18 protein-coding genes and 1 pseudogene are annotated in these 20,087 nt (G+C 73.4%); 8 read left to right on the top strand and 11 right to left on the bottom strand.

Going from position 1 to position 20,087, the window contains the following annotated elements; all coding sequences use genetic code 11:
* Nucleotides 1-94: 94 nt before the first annotated feature.
* Nucleotides 95-1,852: a fatty acyl-AMP ligase gene (locus B124_RS31475; RefSeq protein WP_496506411.1), complete on the top strand. Its 1,758-nt coding sequence runs from the start codon at nt 95-97 to the stop codon at nt 1,850-1,852.
* Between the two features lie 44 nt (nt 1,853-1,896).
* Here B124_RS31475 and B124_RS31470 read toward each other — a convergent pair whose 3' ends face one another.
* Together B124_RS31470 and B124_RS31465 are read right to left on the bottom strand one after the other, a co-directional pair.
* Complete coding sequence (locus B124_RS31470; RefSeq protein ID WP_496506410.1) at nt 1,897-2,595, bottom strand: TetR/AcrR family transcriptional regulator; 699 nt, start codon at nt 2,593-2,595, stop codon at nt 1,897-1,899.
* Entirely contained in the window at nt 2,595-3,689 is a 1,095-nt protein-coding gene (locus tag B124_RS31465; RefSeq protein ID WP_496506409.1) for a hypothetical protein, read from the bottom strand. The genes B124_RS31470 and B124_RS31465 overlap by 1 nt, the downstream gene beginning before the upstream one ends.
* 258 nt (nt 3,690-3,947) lie before the next feature.
* Here B124_RS31465 and B124_RS31460 point away from each other — a divergent pair.
* From B124_RS31460 to B124_RS31445, 4 genes and pseudogenes are all read left to right on the top strand, one after another.
* Nucleotides 3,948-4,790 (top strand): annotated as a pseudogene (locus tag B124_RS31460) (metallophosphoesterase family protein); the annotation flags it as partial.
* 39 nt (nt 4,791-4,829) lie between these two features.
* Entirely contained in the window at nt 4,830-5,603 is a 774-nt protein-coding gene (locus tag B124_RS31455; protein WP_496506422.1) for a 4'-phosphopantetheinyl transferase family protein, read from the top strand.
* A 74-nt stretch (nt 5,604-5,677) separates the two neighbouring features.
* On the top strand, nt 5,678-6,955 hold the full coding sequence (locus tag B124_RS31450; RefSeq protein WP_496506408.1) for an ATP-grasp domain-containing protein: 1,278 nt from the start codon (nt 5,678-5,680) through the stop codon (nt 6,953-6,955).
* Between the two features lie 50 nt (nt 6,956-7,005).
* Entirely contained in the window at nt 7,006-7,713 is a 708-nt protein-coding gene (locus tag B124_RS31445) for a hypothetical protein (protein WP_496506407.1), read from the top strand.
* A gap of 86 nt (nt 7,714-7,799) precedes the next feature.
* Here the strand turns inward: B124_RS31445 and B124_RS31440 are convergent, their stop codons facing one another.
* The 3 genes from B124_RS31440 to B124_RS31430 all read right to left on the bottom strand — a co-directional run bounded on the left by B124_RS31440 (nt 7,800) and on the right by B124_RS31430 (nt 10,756).
* A complete protein-coding gene (locus tag B124_RS31440) occupies nt 7,800-9,089 on the bottom strand; it encodes a ricin-type beta-trefoil lectin domain protein (RefSeq protein ID WP_496506406.1) in 1,290 nt (429 codons plus the stop codon).
* Between the two features lie 151 nt (nt 9,090-9,240).
* Nucleotides 9,241-10,095 carry an alpha/beta fold hydrolase gene (locus tag B124_RS31435; RefSeq protein WP_496506405.1) on the bottom strand — a complete coding sequence of 285 codons (855 nt, stop codon included), beginning with the start codon at nt 10,093-10,095 and terminating at the stop codon, nt 9,241-9,243.
* Between the two features lie 91 nt (nt 10,096-10,186).
* Nucleotides 10,187-10,756: a snapalysin family zinc-dependent metalloprotease gene (locus B124_RS31430; RefSeq protein WP_496506404.1), complete on the bottom strand. Its 570-nt coding sequence runs from the start codon at nt 10,754-10,756 to the stop codon at nt 10,187-10,189.
* Nucleotides 10,757-11,117: 361 nt separating this feature from the next.
* On the opposite strand from B124_RS31430, the gene B124_RS31425 reads away from it, so the two are divergent.
* Complete coding sequence (locus B124_RS31425; protein WP_496506403.1) at nt 11,118-11,852, top strand: response regulator; 735 nt, start codon at nt 11,118-11,120, stop codon at nt 11,850-11,852.
* Between the two features lies 1 nt (nt 11,853).
* Here the strand turns inward: B124_RS31425 and B124_RS31420 are convergent, their stop codons facing one another.
* Complete coding sequence (locus B124_RS31420) at nt 11,854-15,093, bottom strand: glycosyl hydrolase 115 family protein (protein WP_496506402.1); 3,240 nt, start codon at nt 15,091-15,093, stop codon at nt 11,854-11,856.
* Between the two features lie 143 nt (nt 15,094-15,236).
* Here B124_RS31420 and B124_RS31415 point away from each other — a divergent pair, with 143 nt between their 5' ends.
* Entirely contained in the window at nt 15,237-16,298 is a 1,062-nt protein-coding gene (locus tag B124_RS31415) for a LacI family DNA-binding transcriptional regulator (RefSeq protein ID WP_496506401.1), read from the top strand.
* A 54-nt stretch (nt 16,299-16,352) separates the two neighbouring features.
* Here B124_RS31415 and B124_RS31410 read toward each other — a convergent pair whose 3' ends face one another.
* Nucleotides 16,353-17,270, bottom strand: coding sequence for a hypothetical protein (locus tag B124_RS31410; protein WP_496506400.1), 918 nt, complete (start codon nt 17,268-17,270; stop codon nt 16,353-16,355).
* A gap of 205 nt (nt 17,271-17,475) precedes the next feature.
* Between B124_RS31410 and B124_RS31405 the strand changes: the two genes are divergently transcribed.
* The gene (locus B124_RS31405; RefSeq protein WP_496506399.1) at nt 17,476-17,712 is read left to right on the top strand and encodes a hypothetical protein; all 237 of its coding nucleotides are present in this window, start codon (nt 17,476-17,478) and stop codon (nt 17,710-17,712) included.
* 24 nt (nt 17,713-17,736) lie between these two features.
* On the opposite strand, the gene B124_RS31400 is transcribed toward B124_RS31405, so the two are convergent.
* The 4 genes from B124_RS31400 to B124_RS31385 all read right to left on the bottom strand — a co-directional run.
* A complete protein-coding gene (locus B124_RS31400; RefSeq protein ID WP_496506424.1) occupies nt 17,737-17,952 on the bottom strand; it encodes a hypothetical protein in 216 nt (71 codons plus the stop codon).
* A 70-nt stretch (nt 17,953-18,022) separates the two neighbouring features.
* Nucleotides 18,023-18,958 (bottom strand): cytochrome c oxidase assembly protein, encoded by a 936-nt coding sequence (locus tag B124_RS31395; RefSeq protein ID WP_496506398.1) that lies wholly within the window; start codon nt 18,956-18,958, stop codon nt 18,023-18,025.
* Nucleotides 18,959-19,063: 105 nt separating this feature from the next.
* The gene (locus B124_RS31390; protein ID WP_496506397.1) at nt 19,064-19,792 is read right to left on the bottom strand and encodes a type 1 glutamine amidotransferase; all 729 of its coding nucleotides are present in this window, start codon (nt 19,790-19,792) and stop codon (nt 19,064-19,066) included.
* A 42-nt stretch (nt 19,793-19,834) separates the two neighbouring features.
* The coding region (locus B124_RS31385) for a transposase (RefSeq protein WP_496506396.1) at nt 19,835-20,087 on the bottom strand (253 nt) is incomplete at its 5' end.

Below are 20,087 nucleotides of genomic sequence, written 5' to 3'. Positions count from 1 at the left end.
GACTTGACGCGGCAGTTGCCCGCCGCCCATCATGACCCTACCTCAGCCAGCCCATAAAATGCCGCGACCGCGGCAGTCAATTCGGGGGTATGGAATGACAATTGCCGTTTCGACGACCGACGAAATCCACGGGGACCGCGCGGGATTTCAGCCCGACGCGGATCCGGCCCCGGTCGCGATGACGTCGGCGGCCACCATCGGTGCGGCACTGCTCGAGCTGGCGGACGGCGACCCCGACCGTCCGCTGGCGTACGTCGAAGGCTCCGGGGATCCGGTCCGGCTGACCGCGGCGGAGCTCGCCGAGCGCGCGGGTGCCGCCGCGACGACCCTCGCAGAGCACGGCGTGCGGCGCGGCGACCGCGTCGGTGTCTGCATGGACACCAGCGCCGACGCCTACGCCACGCTGCACGGCTGCTTCCTGCTGGGCGCCATCCCGTTCGTCAGCGAGCCGCCGCTGGCGACGATGCGCCGGCAGCGCTGGGCCGACCGGCTCCGGCTGCTGATCAGCCGCGCGGAGCCGCGCGCCGTGGTCGTCGCGCCGGAGTTCCTCGAGGCCGTGACCGAGCCGTGCAAGGAAGCGGGTGTCGCGATCGTCGAACCGCCCTTCGAGGGCGGCCTGGACCTGGCCACCGCACAGGCCAAGCCCGACGACATCGCGCTGCTGCAGTTCACCTCCGGCACCACGGGCGACAGCCGCGGCGTGACGCTGACCCACGAGTCGATTTTCGCCAACGCCACGGCCATCGGCGAGCGCTGCTACCGCCGCGGCGACCTCATCGTGAGCTGGCTGCCGATGCACCACGACATGGGCCTGATCGGGCTGAACCTCGCCCCGCTGCTGCACGGGCTGCCGGTGGCGAGCATGCCGCCGATGTCGTTCGCGGTACGGCCCGAGCGGTGGCTGTGGGCGATGCACCGCTACCGGGGCACGTTCACCTCGGCGCCCAACTTCGCGTACCGCATGTGCGCCTCGAACATCCCCGACGCCAAGCTCGCGGGCCTCGACCTGAGCGCCTGGCGGGTCGCCGGCAACGGCGCGGAGGTCGTCCAGGCGGGCACCCTGCGGCTGTTCGCCGAGCGCATGGCCGCGTACGGCTACCGCGAGCACGCGATGATGCCCTGCTACGGCATGGCGGAGATCACCCTCGCCGCCACCATGTGCGTACCCGGCGAGCCGCTGACGACGCTGACCGTCAGCCGCGACCGGCTGGCCGCCGACGGCGAGGCTGTGGCGGCCCAGCCCGGCGCCGCCGACGCGCAGGAGCTGGTCTCCTCCGGCACCCCGCTGACGGGGATGGAACTGCGCGTCGTGGACGACGCGGGCGCCGACCTGCCGGACCGCAAGCAGGGCACCATCCTGCTGCGTACCGCCTCGATGATGTCCGGCTACTACCGCCAGCCCGAGGAGACCGCGAAGGTCCTGGGCGACGACGGCTGGCTGAACACCGGCGACCAGGGCTTCACCGACACCGGGCAGACGTACGTCACCGGCCGCATCAAGGACGTCGTCATCATCGCCGGGTCCAACTACCACCCGTACGCCTTCGAGTCGGCCGCCGCGGCGGTGGAGGGGCTGCGGGCGAACGCCATCGCCGCGGTCGGCTGCCCCGACGAGGAGCGCAGTACGGAAGCGCTGGTGCTGGTGGTGGAGTCGAAGAGCCACGCGGACGCCGACGCCGTCGCGGAGATCCGCGAGGGCGTCATCCAGGCCGTCTCCGCCGAGACGGGACTGCGTCCCGACCGGGTGGAGGTGGTGCCGCGGGGCACGCTGCCGAAGACCCCGAGCGGCAAGCTCCAGCGGCGCCATGTGGTGGCCGCGCTCGTCAACGGCACACTCCCCACCAGCCACTGACACCGGCGCTGGAACACCGGCACGACGCCACGCCCCAGCAGGGGTCACGCACTCGGCCGGCCGGGCCGCGGGGAGCCGCCCAGCCGGCCGAGCAGCATGTCGTCGGCGTACGGGCCGTAGAGGCCGACGACGGTTTCCAGCTCCATCCCGGCCAGCGGTTCGATCGGCACCACATAGCGCCCGGTGACCAGGCCGACGAGCAGCGAGGCGACCAGCGCCGCGCGCAGTTCGGGGTCGGGGGCGGGGATGCGGCGGGCGAGGGGCAGCAGCAGTTCGCCGCCGGCGACCTCGCGGAAGAGCCGGGACGCCTCCGGGTGCTCCATCGCGGAGCGGAAGACCACGAGGAGCGAGGGACGGGTGGCGGCATCCTCCCAGCGGGTGAGGAAGCCGCGCAGCAGCCGGCTGCCGGGCCCGCCGGGGCCGGTGCCGTCCGCGGCGGGGTCGTCGGCGCTGTCGGTGTCGGCGACCTCGTCGAGCAGCCGGGGCAGTTCCGGCAGCAGTTCCCCGGCGCGCATCGTCTCCCGGATCACCGTGGAGAAGACGTTCTCCTTGCTGCCGAAGTGGTACATCACCAGCGCCGGGTCCACGCCGGCGCGGTCGGCGATGGCGCGCACGGTGGTGCCGCGGTAGCCGTGGCGGGCGAACAGCTCGACCGCGGCGAGCCGTATCAGCTCGCGGCGGTCCTGCCCGGCGTCCGGCAGCGGGTCGGCCGGCCGGTCTGTGGGCGCGTCGTGCCGCGCCATCAGGCCGTCCGGCCCGCAGCGGCCGGGGCCGGAGCCACGGCGGCCTGGGGCACGATGACCATCAGCGGACGGAAGGGCTTGATCCGCTCCCTCACCAGCGTGAGGAGCCAGGCGGCAGCCGCCCACAGCAGCAGCGTGAGCAGCGGTCCGCCGATGGCGTTGCCGTCGAAGTACAGCACGCGGCGCAGCAGCGTGACCGCGCTGCCCATGGGCAGGTACTCCGAGACGGCGCCGTAGAAGGCGGGCTGGAAGTGCGGGTCGACGACGCCGCCGGAGGAGGCGAGGCCGAGCGGGAGGACGAGCAGCGCGCCGACGGCGATGCCGAGCGCGCCCAGGAGCGCCTGGCAGGCGGCGACGACGCCGACGACGGTCAGCGACAGCAGCGTGGTGATGCCCAGCAGTTCGAGGAAGTGGCCCTCCAGGGTGCCGGTGACCGGCCCGGCGAAGAGCGCGCCGGCCAGACCGGCGAGGACCGCGTAGCCCACGCAGATGAGCCAGCGCCTGGCGGCCGGTGCGTGGGCGGCGACCAGGCTCAGGAGGAGCTGGAAGATCAGTGCGCCGATGGTGAGGGCGACGCACAGCAGCACGGCGCTGACCCCGCGGGAGTCGTTCTCGGGCAGCGGCGCGACGTCGTCGACCCGCGGCGGGGTGCCGAGTTGCTCGGTCAGTTGCTCGTACGCGGTCGTGGCCGCGGTCGTCGGGGGGTCGCCGGCGGCGCTCGCGATGAGCAGGCCGGGCGGCTCCTTCGGCGACGGTCCGACGACGATGGCGCCGAGCACGTCCTGCTCGCGCAGGGCGGTGCGGGCCTCGGCCTCGTCCGCGTACCGCGTGACCGCGAAGACACCGGGGGCGGCGGCGTCGAGCTGCGCTTCGACCTGCGCGACGGCCGGGCCGGGGCCGGCCAGGCCGAGCGGCATGTCGCTGGGGGTGGGGTTGCGCAGCCCGGGCATCATCAGCCCGGCGAACGCGAGGACGAGGAAGAGCCCGACCACCAGGGGACCGAACAGCACGCCGTTGCCGCCGGAGGGGCCGGCTGGCGTAGGTGGCCCGGTCTGCGCCGGGCCGTCGGGGGACTCTGTGGCCGGTGTGGTCACGATCTGCTCCTTGCCACTCGCAAACAGAACACTTCTGTTCAACGGACGTTGAGGATCCAGTCTGGCGCGGCTCCGGCAGCGCCCGCAACTCCCCCCGGCGCACTCGCGGTTCACCTCACGGAAAGAGCAGCTCGGCGGCCTTTTGGCGGGAATTTAGGTGGTGGCACCAGCCTGTCGGCGCACGCCTGACGCGCGGTTTCCGACGGATATCGCGGTCATGCCCTTGACAACTCCGTTCCACCGTCGCCGAATGATCGAATGGGCCTGATGCACGGAAGACTGCTGGCCGTCAGCGACCTTCACGTCGCCTACCGGGAGAACCGCGACATCACCGCCGGGCTGCGCCCCACCGCGCCCGGTGACTGGCTGATCGTCGCCGGCGACGTCGGCGAGCGCGTCTCGGACATCGAGTGGGCTCTCGGGCTGCTCAGCGAGCGGTTCGCCAAGGTCGTCTGGGTGCCGGGCAACCACGAGCTGTGGACGCACCCCGACGACCCGGTGACGCTGCGCGGCGAGGAGCGCTACCGGCACCTGGTCGGCATCTGCCGCCGCCTGGGCGTCGTGACCCCCGAGGACCCCTATCCCGTCTGGCGCGGGGAGGGCGGCCCGGTGACGGTCGCGCCGCTGTTCGTGCTCTACGACTACTCGTTCCGCGCGCCGGGCGCGGCGACCAAGGAGGAGTCGCTGCGCTTGGCCCACGAGGCCGGCGTCGTCTGCACCGACGAGTACTTCCTCCACCCCGACCCGCACGAGTCGCGCGACGCCTGGTGCCGGGAGCGGGTGGCCCTGACCGAGCGGCGGCTCGCGGAAGCCGACCCGGCGCACCCCACGGTGCTGGTCAACCACTGGCCGCTGGTGCGCCAGCCCACCGACGTCCTGCGCTATCCGGAGTTCGCGCAGTGGTGCGGGACCACGCTGACCGCCGACTGGCACCACCGTTTCCGCGCCGCCGCCGTCGTCTACGGGCATCTGCACATACCCCGCGTCACCTGGTACGACGGGGTCAAGTTCACCGAGGTCTCGATCGGTTACCCGCGGGAGTGGAAGCGCCGCCCGCCGCGCGAGCCGCTGCGCACGGTCCTGCCCCCGCCGGCGACGGCCGCGCTGACTTCCCCGGCTGTCCAGGCTGTCCCGGTTGACGTGACGGCCCTGGCGGCGCAGCCGCAGCAGGCCGCGGCTGCCGAACCGGCCCTGCTGCTCCGCGAACTCCTGCCCGGCGCGGTCGCCGCGGCCGAGACGTACACCGACCCGCCCGAGCCCCCGGCAGAGCGGCTGTACCCCGAGGAGGCCGAGGCCGTCGCCCGGGCCGTACCGCACCGGCAGGCGGAGTTCGCCACCGTACGGCAGTGCGCGCGCCGTGCCCTGGGCACCCTCGGCGTCGAACCGGCGCCGCTGCTCCCCGGCCGCCGCGGCGCTCCGCAGTGGCCCGCCGGTGTCGTCGGCTCCATGACGCACTGCGCCGGCTACCGGGCCGCCGCCGTGGCCCGCCGCGGCGGGGACCCCGGCGGCGATCCCCGCGGCATCCTCGGCGTCGGCATCGACGCCGAGCCCAACGAGCGGCTCAAGGACGACCTCCTGGAGGCCATCGCCCTTCCCGAGGAGCAGGAGCAGGTACGCGCCCGGCTGCGCGGCACGGCCGGCGTCTGCTGGGACCGGCTGCTGTTCAGCGCCAAGGAGTCGGTCTTCAAGGTCTGGTATCCGCTGACCAGCAGGGAGCTGGACTTCCACGAGGCCAGCATCGACATGGACCCGGAGAAGGGGACCTTCACCGCCCGGATACTCGTCCACGCGCCCACCGTCGACGGCACCTCCCTGGCGCGCATGACCGGCCGCTGGCTGTGCCGCAGAGGCCTGCTCGTCACCGCGGTGGCGCTGACCGCGGGAGCCGGCGGGCGGGCCGGGGACGGCGGGTAGGTGCGGTCGGAACGGGGGCGGGCCACGTGGCAGGCCGGGTGTCCCGGTCCTTACCGTACGCGCCGGGCGACGGCGTGAGCACGGTGGGCAGGGAGCGGATGGTGGGCGTCCTGTACGACGAGGGGTCGGCCGGCGCCGCGGAGGTCGCCGCTGCCGCGCGCGGCTGCGGTGCGGAGCTGTTCCTCGTCGTGGACCGGGCCTCGGACCATGTACGGGAGCTGCTGCCGGTGCTGCGGCGGCGGTTCACGCTGTGCGACATCACCGGGCTGAACGTGCAGGACGCGGCGCGCGCGGTGGCCGGGTTCGTACCGGACGGGCTGCTGACGTTCAGCGAGCAGCGGATGGAGATCACCTCCGCGATCGCGGCGGACCTCGGCATCCCGTACTGGCACTCCCCCGCGGTCACCGGGCGGCTGGTGGACAAGCTGCAGCAGCGCAGGACGTTCGCCCAGGCGGGCCTGGACGACCTGCCGTTCGCACCGGTGGCCGACATCGCGGACCTCGACGCCGCGCTGGACGCGGTGGGCCTGCCCGCGGTGCTGAAGCCGCGGCGCGGCGCCGGCAGCCGGCTCGTACACCGGCTCGACAGCGTCTCCGGGGCACGCGCCGCCGTGGCGGCGTGCGCGGACGCGGCGCCCGGCGCGGACCTGCTGGTCGAGGCGCTGCTCCCGGGCTCCTCGGCGGCGGCCGGGCCGCAGTGGGGCGACTACGTCTCCGTGGAGACCGCCGTGCACCGCAAGGAGTGCCAACCGCTCTGCGTGACGGGGAAGTTCCCCCTGGTCGAGCCGTTCCGGGAGCGGGGCTCCTTCGTCCCGCACACCCTCGACGCGCCGCTGGCGGAGCGCGCGGAGGACCTGGCGGAGGCGGCGATAGAGGCTCTGGACATCAGCGACGGGATCGTGCACACGGAGCTGAAGCTCACCGCGGACGGGCCGCGGCTGATCGAGGTCAACGGCCGCCTCGGCGGCCTCGTCGGCGACATCGTGCGGCGCGGGTCCGGCTTCGACATGGTGACGGCGGCGATACGGCTGGCGCTGGGGCTGCCCGTGCCGGACACGCCGCGGTTCGAGCAGGTCACGTACCGGTACACGCTGCTGCCGGCGGTCCGCGTGACCGCTGCCGCGCCACCCGGAGGCACGCCGGACCTGTCCGCCCGGCTCGACGCCCTGCGCCACCTGCCCGGCGTCGACCTCGCCGACGTGCCCACCGGCGCCACGCCACCGCGCGACCCCCGGGACGGGGCGGGAGGGCGCCTCGGGCATCTGCACGGACGTACCGCGGACCACGCCGAACTCGCCCGGCTGGCAACGGCGATCGACGAGCTGTGCCGCCCCGTCCTCGGCGTCGTGTGACCCGCCGCGGCCGGGGACCCCTACCGGCGGGGGCGGGATACAACAACAGGATGAAGCGAACGGTGATTCCGGCAGCGGCGGTCGTCCTGGCCCTGGTGGGCGGCTGTGCCGGGGAGGCGAGCAGTTGCGACGCCGCATACCGGCTGTCCGACGTGAAGGGCACGAAGCGGCCGGTGCGCATCGAGCCGAGCACGCACCACCCGGGGCTGCTCGACCGCGAGCTGGAAAAGGCCCTGCCGTCGCCGGACTTCGAGGCGGAGACGAACGAGAAGGTGCTCAACCATCTGCGCCAGGAGACCGTGCGGATGGCCGGCGTCATGGGCGAGACCGGCCCCGGCCGGTGCGCGGGCGAGGTCGACCGGCCGCGCGGCGAGACCGTCCGCTGCACCGTGACGTACGAGGGCGTGACCGTGCCCTGGCTGGTGACGAGCAAGGGCACGACGTCGGGCAGCGCGGGCGCGTTCAGCCAGGACTTCGTCTACACCGCCCGGCCGCTGAAGAGCGTGCACACCGCCCGGTCCGTCTACGACCGGTACGCCTGGGAGACGGGCAAGAACGGCACGACACAGGGCCCGCTGGCCCCCGTCGACCCCCGGTGCGACCGGCTGCCGGAGGTGTTCCTCGCCGAGCCCGGCGAGGAGACCGGCTACTACTGCCAGGACGTCTCGGTGACCTGCACCGACGACGTCCAGCACCTGGAGTGGGGCGACCATCCCATCCGGGCCGAGAAGAACGGCGACCTGTCGTTCCTCGCCTGAGGAACGCCGCCGGGCGGGCGCGGGGGCACGGTGGCGCGGTGGTGCGGAAGACCGCCGTCGCCGGCCGCGCCACCGTGCCCGCGGCTTCAGGAGTGGAGCGTCCACTTCTGGTTCGCGGCGCCGGTGCAGGTCCACAGTTGGGTCGGGGTCCCGTTCGCCGTCGCGCCGTCCACCGCGTCCAGGCACTTGTCCGCGGGCAGGTTGACGATGTCGTGGGTGGCGGAGTTGTACGACCAGCGCTGGGCGCCTGTGCCGTTGCAGTCCCATATCTGCACCCGGGTGCCGTTGGCGGTACCGGCGGCGGCTGCGTCGAGGCACTTGCCGAGGGCCCGGATCGTGCCGTCGGTGCCGACCGTCCAGTGCTGCGCGGCGGTGCCGTTGCAGTCGTAGAGCTGGACGGCGGCGCCGTTGGCGGTGCTCGCGCCGGCCACGTCGAGGCACTTGCCGGCCGGGCCGGTGAACGTACCGGAGGTACCGCCGCCGCCGTCGGAGGTGCTGACGCGCACGTAGTCGACGACGAGCTGCTGCGGGAAGGAGGTGCTGCCGTCGGGGTCGCCCGGCCAGTAGCCGCCGACCGCGAGGTTCAGGATGAGGAAGAACGGCTTGTTGAACACCCATTCGCGCCCGCCGAGGTCCGCGGGGGTGCGCCGCTGGTAGACGTTGCCGTCGACCGACCACGTGATCTCGTTCGGCGCCCAGTCCACGGCGAAGGTGTGGAAGGCGTCCGCGAACTGCTGCCCGCCGGGCAGCGTGTACCCGCCGCCGATGCCGCCGGAGCCGGAGTACCCCGGGCCGTGCAGGGTGCCGTGGACGGTGCTCGGCTCGAAGCCGACGTTCTCCATCACGTCGATCTCGCCGCTTGCGGGCCAGCCGACCTGGCCGATGTCGTTGCCGAGCATCCAGAACGCCGGCCACATGCCCTGTCCGCGCGGGAGTTTCATCCGGGTCTCGACGTGGCCGTAGGTGGTGGTGAAGCGGCCGGAGGTGTTGAGCCGGGCGGAAGTGTACTCGCACCGGCCGTACCAGCACTGGTAGTTGCCGGGGTTCTCCCGGCGGGCGGTGATGACCAGGTTGCCCTGGCCGTCGAGCGCGGCGTTGGCGTTGCCCGCGGTGTAGTACTGCCGCTCGTGGTTGTTGACGTTGTCGCCGGTCTCGATCAGCCACTTGCCGCTGTTGACCGCCGAGCCGGCCGGGCCGTCGAAGTTGTCCTCGAACGTGACGGCGTAGGGCGCGGCGCCAGCCGTCCCGTCCGGCTCGGGGGCCGGGGGCGGGGCCGCGCCGGCGGTGGCGGGCAGCGGGACGGCCAGCACGGCGGCGACGGCCGTGGCGACGAGCACGGCCTTGCGGAGCGGATTTCTGCGTCTGCGTAGGAACATGGAAGCTCACCTCGATGCGTGGAGGGGTCGAGCGTGGAGCATGGTCCATACCATTGCGCGAGGTGAGTGAACTCCCTTCACGTCATGCAGTCAATGGGTCCGGAAGGCACTCGCGGTGTTCAACTTCCCAAGGGCCGGCCGGGGCTCCCGGTCAGCCCCCCGCGAGGCCGGCCAGGACGTCGGCGGCGGGTCCGGGGTGCACCAGCCAGCGCAGGTGGCTGCCGGACAGGGTGTGCACGTCGAACGGGTTGCCGGGGGTGAGCGCGTCGGCCTCGCGGATCAGCCGGTCCTGGATGGCGGGCGGCACGCTGGCGTCGTCCGCCAGCCGCACGTAACTGCGCGGGATCCGGCCCCAGGTGGCCGCCTGCGCCCGGTCCGCGGACGAGCCGACGTCCAGGTTCTCGTCGGGCTGGAAGGTGTTGAGAACGGTCCGGAACTCGTCGTCGGTGAGGTCGGCGGCGAACGCCTGCCGGAAGGAGGCCAGCGCCTCGGGGTCCGCCGTGCGGAAGTTGGTACGGATCAGGCCGAGCGCGGCCGGGTCCCCGACGCCGGCGCGGGCGAGGCCGGCCACGTCCACGCCGGCCATCTCCGGCTCGCCGTAGTAGTCGCCCACGTCGAGGTCGACCGGGCACCAGGCGGAGACGTAGACGATCCGGTCGAACAGGTCGGGGCGGGCGTTGCTGGCGGCGGTGGCGGTGATGCCGCCGCGGCTGTGCGCGACGACGACCGTCGGCCCGTGGCGCTTCGCCCGCTCCAGCACGCCGACGAGGTGGGCCGCGTTGTCGGCGAGCGTGACGCCCTTGATCGCGCCGGGCGCGGTAGCGAGCCCGTCGGGGTCCTGCGGGGCCTGATAGGCCGCGGGGAACGTGGCGGCGAATCCGTGGCCCGGCAGGTCGACGGCGAGGGAACGGTGTCCGCGCAAGGCGAGTTCCGCCTGCAGCGGCGCGAAGGAGAAGGAGTTCGCGAACGACCCGTGGACGAGGACGAAGGTTGGTGTGAGGTGCATGGTGCCACCCTCACACAGGGCGGCCGGGCCGCCCCGTGGCCGGGAAGTCGCCTTCCCGGCCACGGGATGTGCCGTGCGTGCGGTCCGGTGCTCAGGGCGCGTCGACGATGATGCGTCCGTCCATCGGGGTGAAGCCCGCGGCACCGAAGCCGTAGTTGGCCTCCACCTGCGCCTGCTCGGCCTCGTTCGGCACGGGGTTGGTGCAGTCCACGCCGGCGGTGGAGCCGGACATCAGCGACGAGCACGGGCCGGGCTTCATGTCGGGCAGCCCGAGGCTGTGGCCCAGTTCGTGCGCGGCGATGCGAGTGGTGTCGTAGCCCTCGTTGACCGCCTGGCGGCCGAACCAGACCGTGGCGCTCCCGCCGGGGCGGACCGGGCCGAGGGTGGCCCGCGGCCAGCCGTCGTCAGCGATGATCCGGATCTCCGCACGGGTGCCCGCCGGAGCCTTCACGAGTTGCACGTTCTCCACGGTGGAATTCCACTGTTCGGCGCCCGCGGCGACGGCGCTCTGGAATTCGCCGGCCTGGCTGTCGTCGTAGTACAGCGTGGTGGCGGCCGTACGCTCCGGTGCGGGAGCGGGTGCGGCGGTGGCCCCGGGGGCCGAGGACAGGGTGACGATTGCGGCAGCGGCCATAATGCCGATACCCAGCTTTCGCAGCATGCGGGGAGCCCTCCTCTTGGTGTGAGAATCGAGCACTACTGCGCGGACCCTGGTAAGGGTCGGCCCGAGTGTAGGAGGGCGCTCCGGGGCCCACAAGGGGCGGCAATTGCCGGAGATTTCACCTTCTTACGGCATCTCGGCGCCGCCCGCGATAATCCGCGGAGCGGCGTACACGGCCGATTTCGTACGGGCGGAATCCGGCCGCGCGCCCGCGGTCATTCTTCCGGTGTAGCCGGGAAGTTGAGACGGATTGCGTCTTCCGGCCGATCCGCCGCGCCGGACGTCTTGCCAGACTGCCCCGGTACGCTGACCGCGGGCGGGCGGGGCCCGCGGTCCCCGCGAGGATTGCCGTGGAGGGGCCGTGGGCACGCAGGCAGGACCCGGCGGGGCGGACCGGCCCCCGCGGGTGGTGATCGCCGACGACCAGGCGCTCGTGCGCACCGGCTTCCGGATGATCCTCGCCGCGGACGGCATCGAGGTCGTCGGCGAGGCGGCCGACGGCGAGGAGGCGGTGGCCGCCGTCCGCCGCGCCCTGCCCGACGTGGTGCTGATGGACATCCGGATGCCGGGCATGGACGGCCTGGAGGCCACCCGCCGCATCCTCGGCGCGGACAGCGGAACGCCGGGGCCGGGGCCGGGCGCGCCGCGGGTCATCATCCTGACCACGTACGACCTCGACCAGTACGTGTACGCGGCGCTCGGCGCCGGCGCCAGCGGCTTCCTGCTCAAGGACGTCACCCCCGAGCATCTGGCCGCCGCCGTCCGCCTGGTGCGCTCCGGCGACGCGCTGCTGGCGCCGGCCATCACCCGCCGCCTCGTGGAGCGCTTCGCCACCCGCGACGACGGTGCGGCCCGGCTGCACCGCGACCTGTCCGCGCTGACCCGGCGCGAGCTGGAGGTGCTGCAGGCCCTGGCGCGCGGGCACAGCAACGCGGAGCTGGCCGCCCGGTTCCAGCTCAGCGAGGCGACGGTGAAGACGCACGTGGCGCGCATCCTCGCCAAGCTCCGGCTCCGCGACCGCGCCCAGGCCGTCATCGCCGCCTACGAAACGGGCCTGATCACCCCCGGCTCCCCGCAGCCCCCGGCCGGGCCGTGAGTCACCGCTGCACGAACACGCTGGGCGGCGGGCCGAGGTAGCTGTGGCGTACGCCGCCGGTGTCGACGACCAGCTTCTGCACCACCACCGTCGGGTCCACCATCCACAGCTTCAGCACGTGCACGCCCGGCCTGGTCACCCGGTGCTCCGTCACGGTGACGGCGGCGTTGTCGGAGGTGTTGCGCTCCCACTGGCGGTTCATCAGGCCGTCGTCGGCGCCCGTGACCCGCGTGACGTTCACCGTCTGCGGGGCGTCCTCGTCGAAGGCGAGGGCGTAGCGCAGCCCGTCGGGGGTGAGGACGCTGTTGCGCGGCGACAGGTACACGGCCGCGCGCAGGGTGCCGGTGGTGAACAGCGTCATCGTGTACTCCAGCCGCGGCCCCTGGCCGGCCGGCCGCGGGGCGGCCGTGACCGGGAACGGCGCCATGCCGCTGCCGGTGCGCCCGATCCCGGGGATGCGGCGCCAGCCGACGCCGGCGGAGGGGACGGCGCGGGTGTGGCGGTCGGCCTCCACCGAGACGCAGCCGCCCGCCTCGACGGATCCGGCGAGCGCGGAGTGGCGCACGGACGGGCGGTGCACGCCGGCGTGCACCTCCACGGTGCGGCCGGCGCCGCTGACCAGGATGGGCACGGTGGTGGTGCCCCGGGGGGCGCGGGCGAAGTCGACGCGCAGCCGGGCGCGGACCTGGGTGGTGACGCGCCCGCGGGGGCGGTCGAGGCGCAGCCAGGGCACGGCGGGCTCGATCTCGTAACCGAAGGGGGTGCGGCCCCGGTTGAAGACCTCGATGTACGGGGCGGGGCCGCTGTCGTAGGGGCTGACTGACGGCAGCACCGCGGGCTCGGGGGCGTCCGGCCACCACCTCTCGGAGCCCTCCACGGCCACGCCGAGCAGCGCGCCCGCGGCGGGGTCGATGCGCTGTCCGGCGGGGAAGACCTCGTCGGGCAGCGCCTCGTTGTCCTTCTCCGGCTGCTGCCAGGGGGCGTTGGGGCCGTAGCGCTCGACGTCGCCGTAGCCGATCTTCGGCTGGGTCTGGAAGCCCTGCCACTTCCCGCCGGAGAGTGTGTGGTTGTAGTAGTCGGCGAGCGCCTGGTCCTCGGCGAACAGGGCGTCGGTCTCGGCGGCGAGCTGGTTGGCGGCGGCGCGGCCCTGGGCGGCGTAGAGGAGGTTGGTGAACTCGGCGCGGCGCAGCGCGTAGACGACGGCGGTGCCGCGTACGGCGTAGCGGACGAGCTGGAAGTACGCCGCCCGGTCGGCGGGGTCGAGCCGGGCCTCGATGCGGTCCGCCGTACGCGCCAGCTCCTGCCATTCGTCGGTGACCCGGTCCAGCTCGCCGTAGTTGACGCGGCTGAAGGGCGTGGCCCGGTCGTCGTAGACGACGGCGGTGGAGTCGGTGGCGGGGTCCTTGGCCGGGTCGAGGGTGATGCGGCGGTTGAGCAGTTCGGGCTTGCGCCGGGCCTGGAGGCGGCCGTACTCGTTCAGGACCTGTGCGATCTCGGCGGCGTGCCGGGGGCCGAAGTTGTCGCCGGCGTAGCGGCGTTCCCACTCGGGCAGGTTCTCCGCCGGCCAGCGGTCGGGGTTCCAGGCGTAGTCCAGGAAGAACTGGGTGGGCAGCTCGTTGCCCTTCAGGTCGCCGACGTTGGCGACCCACAGGTTCCGGATGCCGTACGCGTACGTCTGGTGCAACTGCTCCCACGTGCTGGCGAGGTTGGCGGTGTCGACCCACTTGTAGTTGCGCCCGCCGCCGACGTAGTCGAAGTGGTAGTACAGCCCGTAGCCGCCGGAGCGCGGCGGCAGCGAGGCGTCCGGAACGCGCCGCAGATTGCCCCAGTTGTCGTCGGTGAAGACGACGGTGACGTCGTCGGGCGCCTGCATGCCGCTGTCCCAGTAGTGCTGGACCTCCTTGTACATGGTCCACACCTGCGGCACCGCGGTCGCGTCGCCCAGTTCCTCGGCGAGGATGGCGCGCTCGGTGGCGATGATGCGCTCCATCAGCTCGATGCCGTCGCCGTCTGGCAGCGAGGTGTCGCCGTTGCCGCGCATCCCGAGGGTCACCACGCCCTCGGAGCCCTCGGCGGCCAGCCGGCGGATGCCGTCGCGCCAGTAGCCGCGGATGGCGTCCTCGTTGCGTAAGAAGCTCCACTCGCCGGTGCCGCCGTACGGGTCGTGGCCCTCGGTGACGACGTTCCCGTCCTCGTCGCGCACGGCGGGGACGGCGTGCCGGTTCCACTCCTCGATGCCGCGCATCATGGGCGCCTCGTGCGAGGTGCCCATGACGATGCCGTACTCGGTGGCGGTGGCGTGGTTGGCGGGGTCGTCCTCGGCGAAGGCGCGGCCCCAGACGGCCGGCCACAGGTAGTTGGCCTTGAGCCGCAGCATGGCCTCGAAGACCTTGGCGAAGAAGGCGCTGTTGAAGCCGCCGGGGTGGCCCTCGGCGTGGCCGGCGCCGAAGAAGGCCGGGGCCCAGCGGCCCAGGGCGGGGTTCTCGTCGTTGATGAAGATGCCGCGGTACTTGACCCCCGGGGTGCCCTGCGAGAACCGGCCGGGCAGCACGTAGAGCGCGTCGTGGCGGCGGGGCGGGACGTCGGCCCAGAAGTGCCAGGGGGAGACGCCGATGCCGCGGGAGACGTCGTAGATGCCGAAGATGGTGCCGCGCTGGTCGCTGCCGGCGATGACGAAGGCGTGGTCGAGGCCGGGCAGGGGGTCGGCCACGACCTGCTGGAGCGAGGTCTCCCACCGGCCTTCAACGCCGGTCACGTCGAGCTTGCCGGCGGCGATCAGGCCGTCGATCAGCGGGCTGCGCCCGATGGTGCCGACGAGCACCGCGGTACGCCCCGACGGCGCGCGGCCCCGGGTGAGCGCGGGGCGTACGCCCGTGACCCGCTCCAGGTCCGTGCGCAGATCGCCCAGCGCGCGCAGTACGCCGGGGAAGTCGTCGCCGTCGGCCACCAGCGGCACGGCCCGGCCGCCGGCGACGAGCGGGAACCGGCCGCGACCCGGGCCGTGGGCGATGTACGCTCCGGGGTCCGTCGGCCGCGGCGGGTCCGGCTGCGGCGCCGCGGCGGCCGTGCCCGGCAGGGCGAGGACGCCGCCGGCGGTGGCGGAGAGCGCCCCGAGGCCCAGACCGGCGCCGAGGACGCGGCGCCTGCTGACGCCGTCGCCGGCCGCGTCCTCCGGTGGCGTCCCGCCGGCCGGGGAGCCGGACACGGAGGACGGGTCGTGCCGGGGGTCGTTGCTGTCCATACCGGGCCTTCCTTCGCCGGACCACCACCGGGCGAGCGGCAATATTTCGTAAAGCGTCGCGAATATTTCTGCGCAACCTAGGGTGAGGCCACAGGAAGGTCAAGACATCGCGCAGCGCCGGGCGGCGGGGCTACCATCCCGGCATGAGTGGTGCTGGAGTCCAGTTCGACGGCGAAGCCCCCGCAGCCGGCGGGGAGCCGCAGGCCACCGCCACGCTGGCGGCGATAGCGGAGGCCGCCGGGGTGTCGGCGTCGACCGTTTCGAAGGTCCTCAACGGCCGCTCCGACGTCTCCCCCGGCACCCGCGCCCGGGTCCAGGACCTGCTGCGCGAGCACGGCTACCGGCGGCGCGGCGGCGGCGCGCGCCAGTCTCCGCTGCTCGACCTCGTCTTCCACGAGCTGGAGAGCGCGTGGGCGATGGAGGTCATCCGGGGAGTGGAGAACGTGGCGCGGGCGGAGCGGCTGGGCGTGGTGCTCTCCGAGAGCGCCGGGCGGCTCACGCCGGGACAGACGTGGGTGGAGGACGTGCTCGCGCGCCGGCCGGCGGGCGCCATCCTGGTGCTGTCGGACCTCTCCGCCGACCAGCGGGCGCAGTTCACCGGGCGCGGCATCCCGTTCGTGGTGCTGGACCCGGCCGGCGACCTCGCCGAGGACGTGCCGTCCATCGGGGCCACCAACTGGCAGGGCGGGCTGGCCGCCACGCGCCACCTGGTGGGTCTGGGCCACCGCCGGATCGGCGTCGTGGGCGGGCCGCCGGCGATGATGTGCAGCCGGGCCCGTATCGACGGCTACCGCGCGGCGCTGGGCGTCGCGGGGCTGCCGGTGGACCCCGAGCTGATCCGCGAGGGCGACTTCCACCACGAGGCGGGCTACGCAGCCGGGCGCGAGCTGCTCGCCCTGCCCGACCGCCCCACCGCGGTGTTCACCGGCAACGACCTGCAGGCCCTCGGCCTGTACGAGGCTGCCCGCGAACGGGGCCTGCGCATCCCCGACGACCTCAGCGTCGTCGGCTTCGACGACCTGCCGGTGGCCCGCTGGATCGGCCCGCCGCTGACCACCGTGCGGCAGCCGCTGACGGAGATGGCGGAGGCGGCGGCCCGGCTGGTGCTCGACCTGGGCCGCGGCCACGAGCCGGTGACGCGCCGCGTCGAGCTGGCGACGAGTCTGGTCGTACGCAACAGCACGGCCCCGCCGCCCGGCGGCTGACGACGCCCCGAGGATTCCGAAACTTTCGAAGCGAGAACGCGCCGGCCCTCGCCCTCACACCCGCACGGCCGCCTTCTCCGGATCCGGCCCTGGCCCTGCCTCCGACTCCGGCTCCGGCTCCGGCCCGCGAGCGCCACCGGGGTCGTACGGGGCGGCCGGCACCGGCCGCGCAGGGGGCGCCGGCCTGCGGCGCCCCGGACTCACCGCGAGCGCGTAGCCGACGAGCACGCCGACCGACAGCACCACCAGCCGGCCCGCGGCCGGCGGGCTGTCCGGCGGCGGGTCGTAGCCCCCGTCCTCCAGGCCGGCCGCCTGCTCGAAGTGGTTGTACGCACCGGGGAAGAACACCTCGTCGAGCGCGTACAGCGCGGGAAACGCGGCCGGCCCCGCCAGCAGCGACCCCAGCGCCCACTGGTCGGAGTGGCGCGCCTCGTGCTCCGACAGCTTCCGCATCCGCGGCGACTGGGACTCGGCCCGCTGGTCGGTGAGGAAGACCGTGCCGTACATCGTGCCCGCGCGGGCGAACCCGTCGTCGAGGACGACCACCGTGGTGCCGTTCGCCGCGCAGTGGAACCTCTCGCCGCCCTCCCCCGCGGCGTACAGCAACGCGGCACCGGAGACGGGCGCGTTGAGCACCGTGCGGGCCGCCTGCCACACCCCGCCGCCCTCCCCGGCGGCCGGGCACGCCCGCGCCTGACCGCCGGGGCCGAGGAGGGCGAACGCGACGGCGAGCACCGCCTGGACCCCGGCGCCGCACAGGACGGCCCGCACCCGCAGCCGCGAGGGGCGTGCGCCACGCCGCGTGCCGACGGCCGCGAGGAGCAGGCCCGTCAGCCCGCCGCAGATCAGGCAGGCCGCCCACCAGAGCGCCCACGGGACCGCCCGGTACCCGACCGGTCCCGGCGGGGCCGGTCGGACGGCCGGGGCCGCCGGGGCGGCGGGCCGCTCCAGAGTCGCTGTGCCGGCCGCCATCCGTCACCCCTGTCCTCGCGCCGACGCACTGGGCCCTGCGCGCAGCCGCGGACCCGGCCACGGCCGAACCCCGCCGTCGCGCGGCGGGGTTCGGCAACCCGAGTCGTTGCATGCAGTCGCAGACAAGTTCTCAGATTACGGTACCGTAACGAATTGACGTCGAACTGGCCTCGAATTCCGGCCGCTTATGGCGGGAAGGGTGTGAATGGCTGAAGACGGGATCCGGCAGGTGATCCCCTACGGAACCGGGAGGGCGCTGATGGGCGGCGAGGACGAGAAGGAGCCCGCGTCGACGCCCGAGCCCGCCGCTATCGGCGCGGCCGAGCCCGCGGGCGGGGAGCCGGTGTGCTGGCTGGAACGCGTCTGCCCGGAGTGCGGGCGGCTGGCCGACACCGCACCCCCGGTCCGCTGCACCCGCTGCGGCACGCTGCTCACCGGCTGAAGCGGGGCCCGCGGGGCTGCGCGTCTATCTCCAGGAGCCTCCGGTCAGCACCACACCCAGAGCGGCCAGCCCCAGGACGACCCAGCCGAACCAGAGCCATCCGCTGCTGCCAACCGACACTGTGTACGCCGTGATGACCACGAGACCGGCCACGGTAGTCACGACCATGGCCTTCGCAGAACCGGGCTTGTCCATGCCGCCTCCAGCCGCCAGCCGGCGGCCGTCCCCGCGCGACCGCACGCAACCTGCCTCCATGGTCCCTCGCCGGGGACCGTGGCGATAGTCGAAGGAGCGCCGGGTGTCCGTCCGGCTACGGCTTGCGGCTGCCGAGCGAGGCCAGATAGGCGTTGTACGCGGCCAGCTCCTGGTCTCCGTCGCGGTCCGCGGTGCGGTCGCTGCGCTTGGCGCGGCGCTGCTCGGAGTTGTACCACTGGTACACCAGCGCGATGAGGACCAGCACCGAGGGGATCTCGCTGAATGCCCAGGCGATGCCGCCGGCGGACTGCTGGTCGTCCAAGGCGTCGATGCCGAGGGACGCGGGCGGGTTGGTGTAGACGTCCACCATGGGCTCGCTGCCCATCATCAGCGCGATGCCGAAGAAGGCGTGGAACGGCATGCCCGCGAAGAGCGTCAGAATCCGCATCACGTACGTGGGCCGGTTCGGCCCCGGGTCGACGCCCATGATCGGCCAGAAGAAGACGAGGCCCACGGCCAGGAAGTGGACCATCATCCCGACGTGCCCGGCCTCGCTCCCCATCAGCCAGTCGAAGAGCGGGGTGAAGTACAGCGCGTACAGGCTCGCGATGAACAGCGGGATCGTGAACACGGGGTGCGTGATCACCATCAGATAGCGGCTGTGCAGCAGCGAGACCACCGCGGAGCGGCTCCTGCCGGTCGGCAGGGCCCGCAGCAGGAGCGTCATGGGAGCGCCCAGGAGCAGCAGGATCGGCGAGAGCATGCTGATCACCATGTGCTGCACCATGTGCACGCTGAACATGACCATGCCGTAGTCGTTCAGGCCCGTGCACATGACCAGGACGACGGTCAGCACACCGGCCGTGAAGGCAACGGTCCGCCCCAGCGGCCAGTCGTCCCCGCGGCGGCGCAGCCGGAAGACCCCGTAGCCGTAGAGAGCGAGGGCCACCAGGGAGCCGATGAGGAAGACCGGCTCGCCGGTCCACTCCAGCCCGCGCCCCAGGGTGAATGGCGGAAGGTCCAGGTGGCCGCCGTGCCCGCCGTGGTCCATGTCGGTGCTGCTCCTCGTGCCGGTGATGCCCTGACTCAGGCTAGCCCCGGCCCGTCGCGGCCCGTCGCCGGGGTGCCCCGGAGAAGCGGGCCGCGTGCGGCGGCGTCAGCGGGAGGCGCTGGCGGCGGCGATGCGCTCGTTGCGCAGGGCCTCGTACCAGCGGTCGTCGACCGGTGCCAGGCCCGGGGACTCCAGCGCCAGCCTGATCAGCAGGTCGGCGATCTGCGGGTTGCGGGCGAGCACGGGGCCGTGCATGTACGTGCCGAAGACATTGCCGTTCCACGCGCCCTCGGTGCCGTCGCCGGTGCCGTTGCCGTGGCCGAAACGGACCCGGGCGAGCGGCTTGGCGGTCGGGCCGAGGTGGGTGACGCCCTGGTGGTTCTCGAAGCCGGTGAGCTGGGGCAGGCCGAGCTGCGGGTCGATGTCGGCGAGCACGTCGCCCACGCAGCGGCCGGCCTGGCCGCGCCCGCTGGTGACGTCGAGCAGGCCGAGGCCGGGCTCCTGCTGGTCCAGGTCGTTGATGAACTCGTGGCCGAGGATCTGGTAGCCGGCGCAGACGGAGAAGATGATCGCGCCGTTGCCGGCGGCCCGGTTGAGCCCGCCGTCGCGGCGCAGCCGCTCGGNGGCGAGCCGCTGCGGGCGGTCCTCGCCGCCGCCGATGAGGTAGATGTCGGCGGAGGCGGGCACGGGCTGGTCGGAGCGGACGTCGACGCGCGTGACGTCGTAGCCCCGCTGCCGGGCGCGGCGCTCGACGACGAGGGCGTTGCCCTGGTCGCCGTAGGTGGACAGCAGGTCGGGGTAGACCCAGACGACACGCAGGCTGTTGTCGTTCATCAGGCGGTCCTTTACGTCTCGTACGGGATGCTCTTATGGATGTCAAGCGGCGGTGGTGAGCTGTTCGGCAGTGGTGGTGGTGGTGTTGGCCGGGGTGGTCAGGACTTGGTAGATCTCGCGGGCGATGTACCGCTTGAGGCAGCGGATGATCTCCTTCTTGGACAGGCCGTCCTTGGTGCGCCGCTGCGTGTACTCCTTGGTTCGCTGGTCCCAGCGCAGGCGGCAGAGCACGATGCGGTAGAGCGCGGAGTTGGCCTGCCGGTCGCCGCCGCGGTTGAGGCGGTGGCGGTGGGTG

Source organism: Streptomyces sp. CNP082 (assembly GCF_059570535.1).
This window is presented reverse-complemented; position numbering and strand designations above follow the sequence as displayed.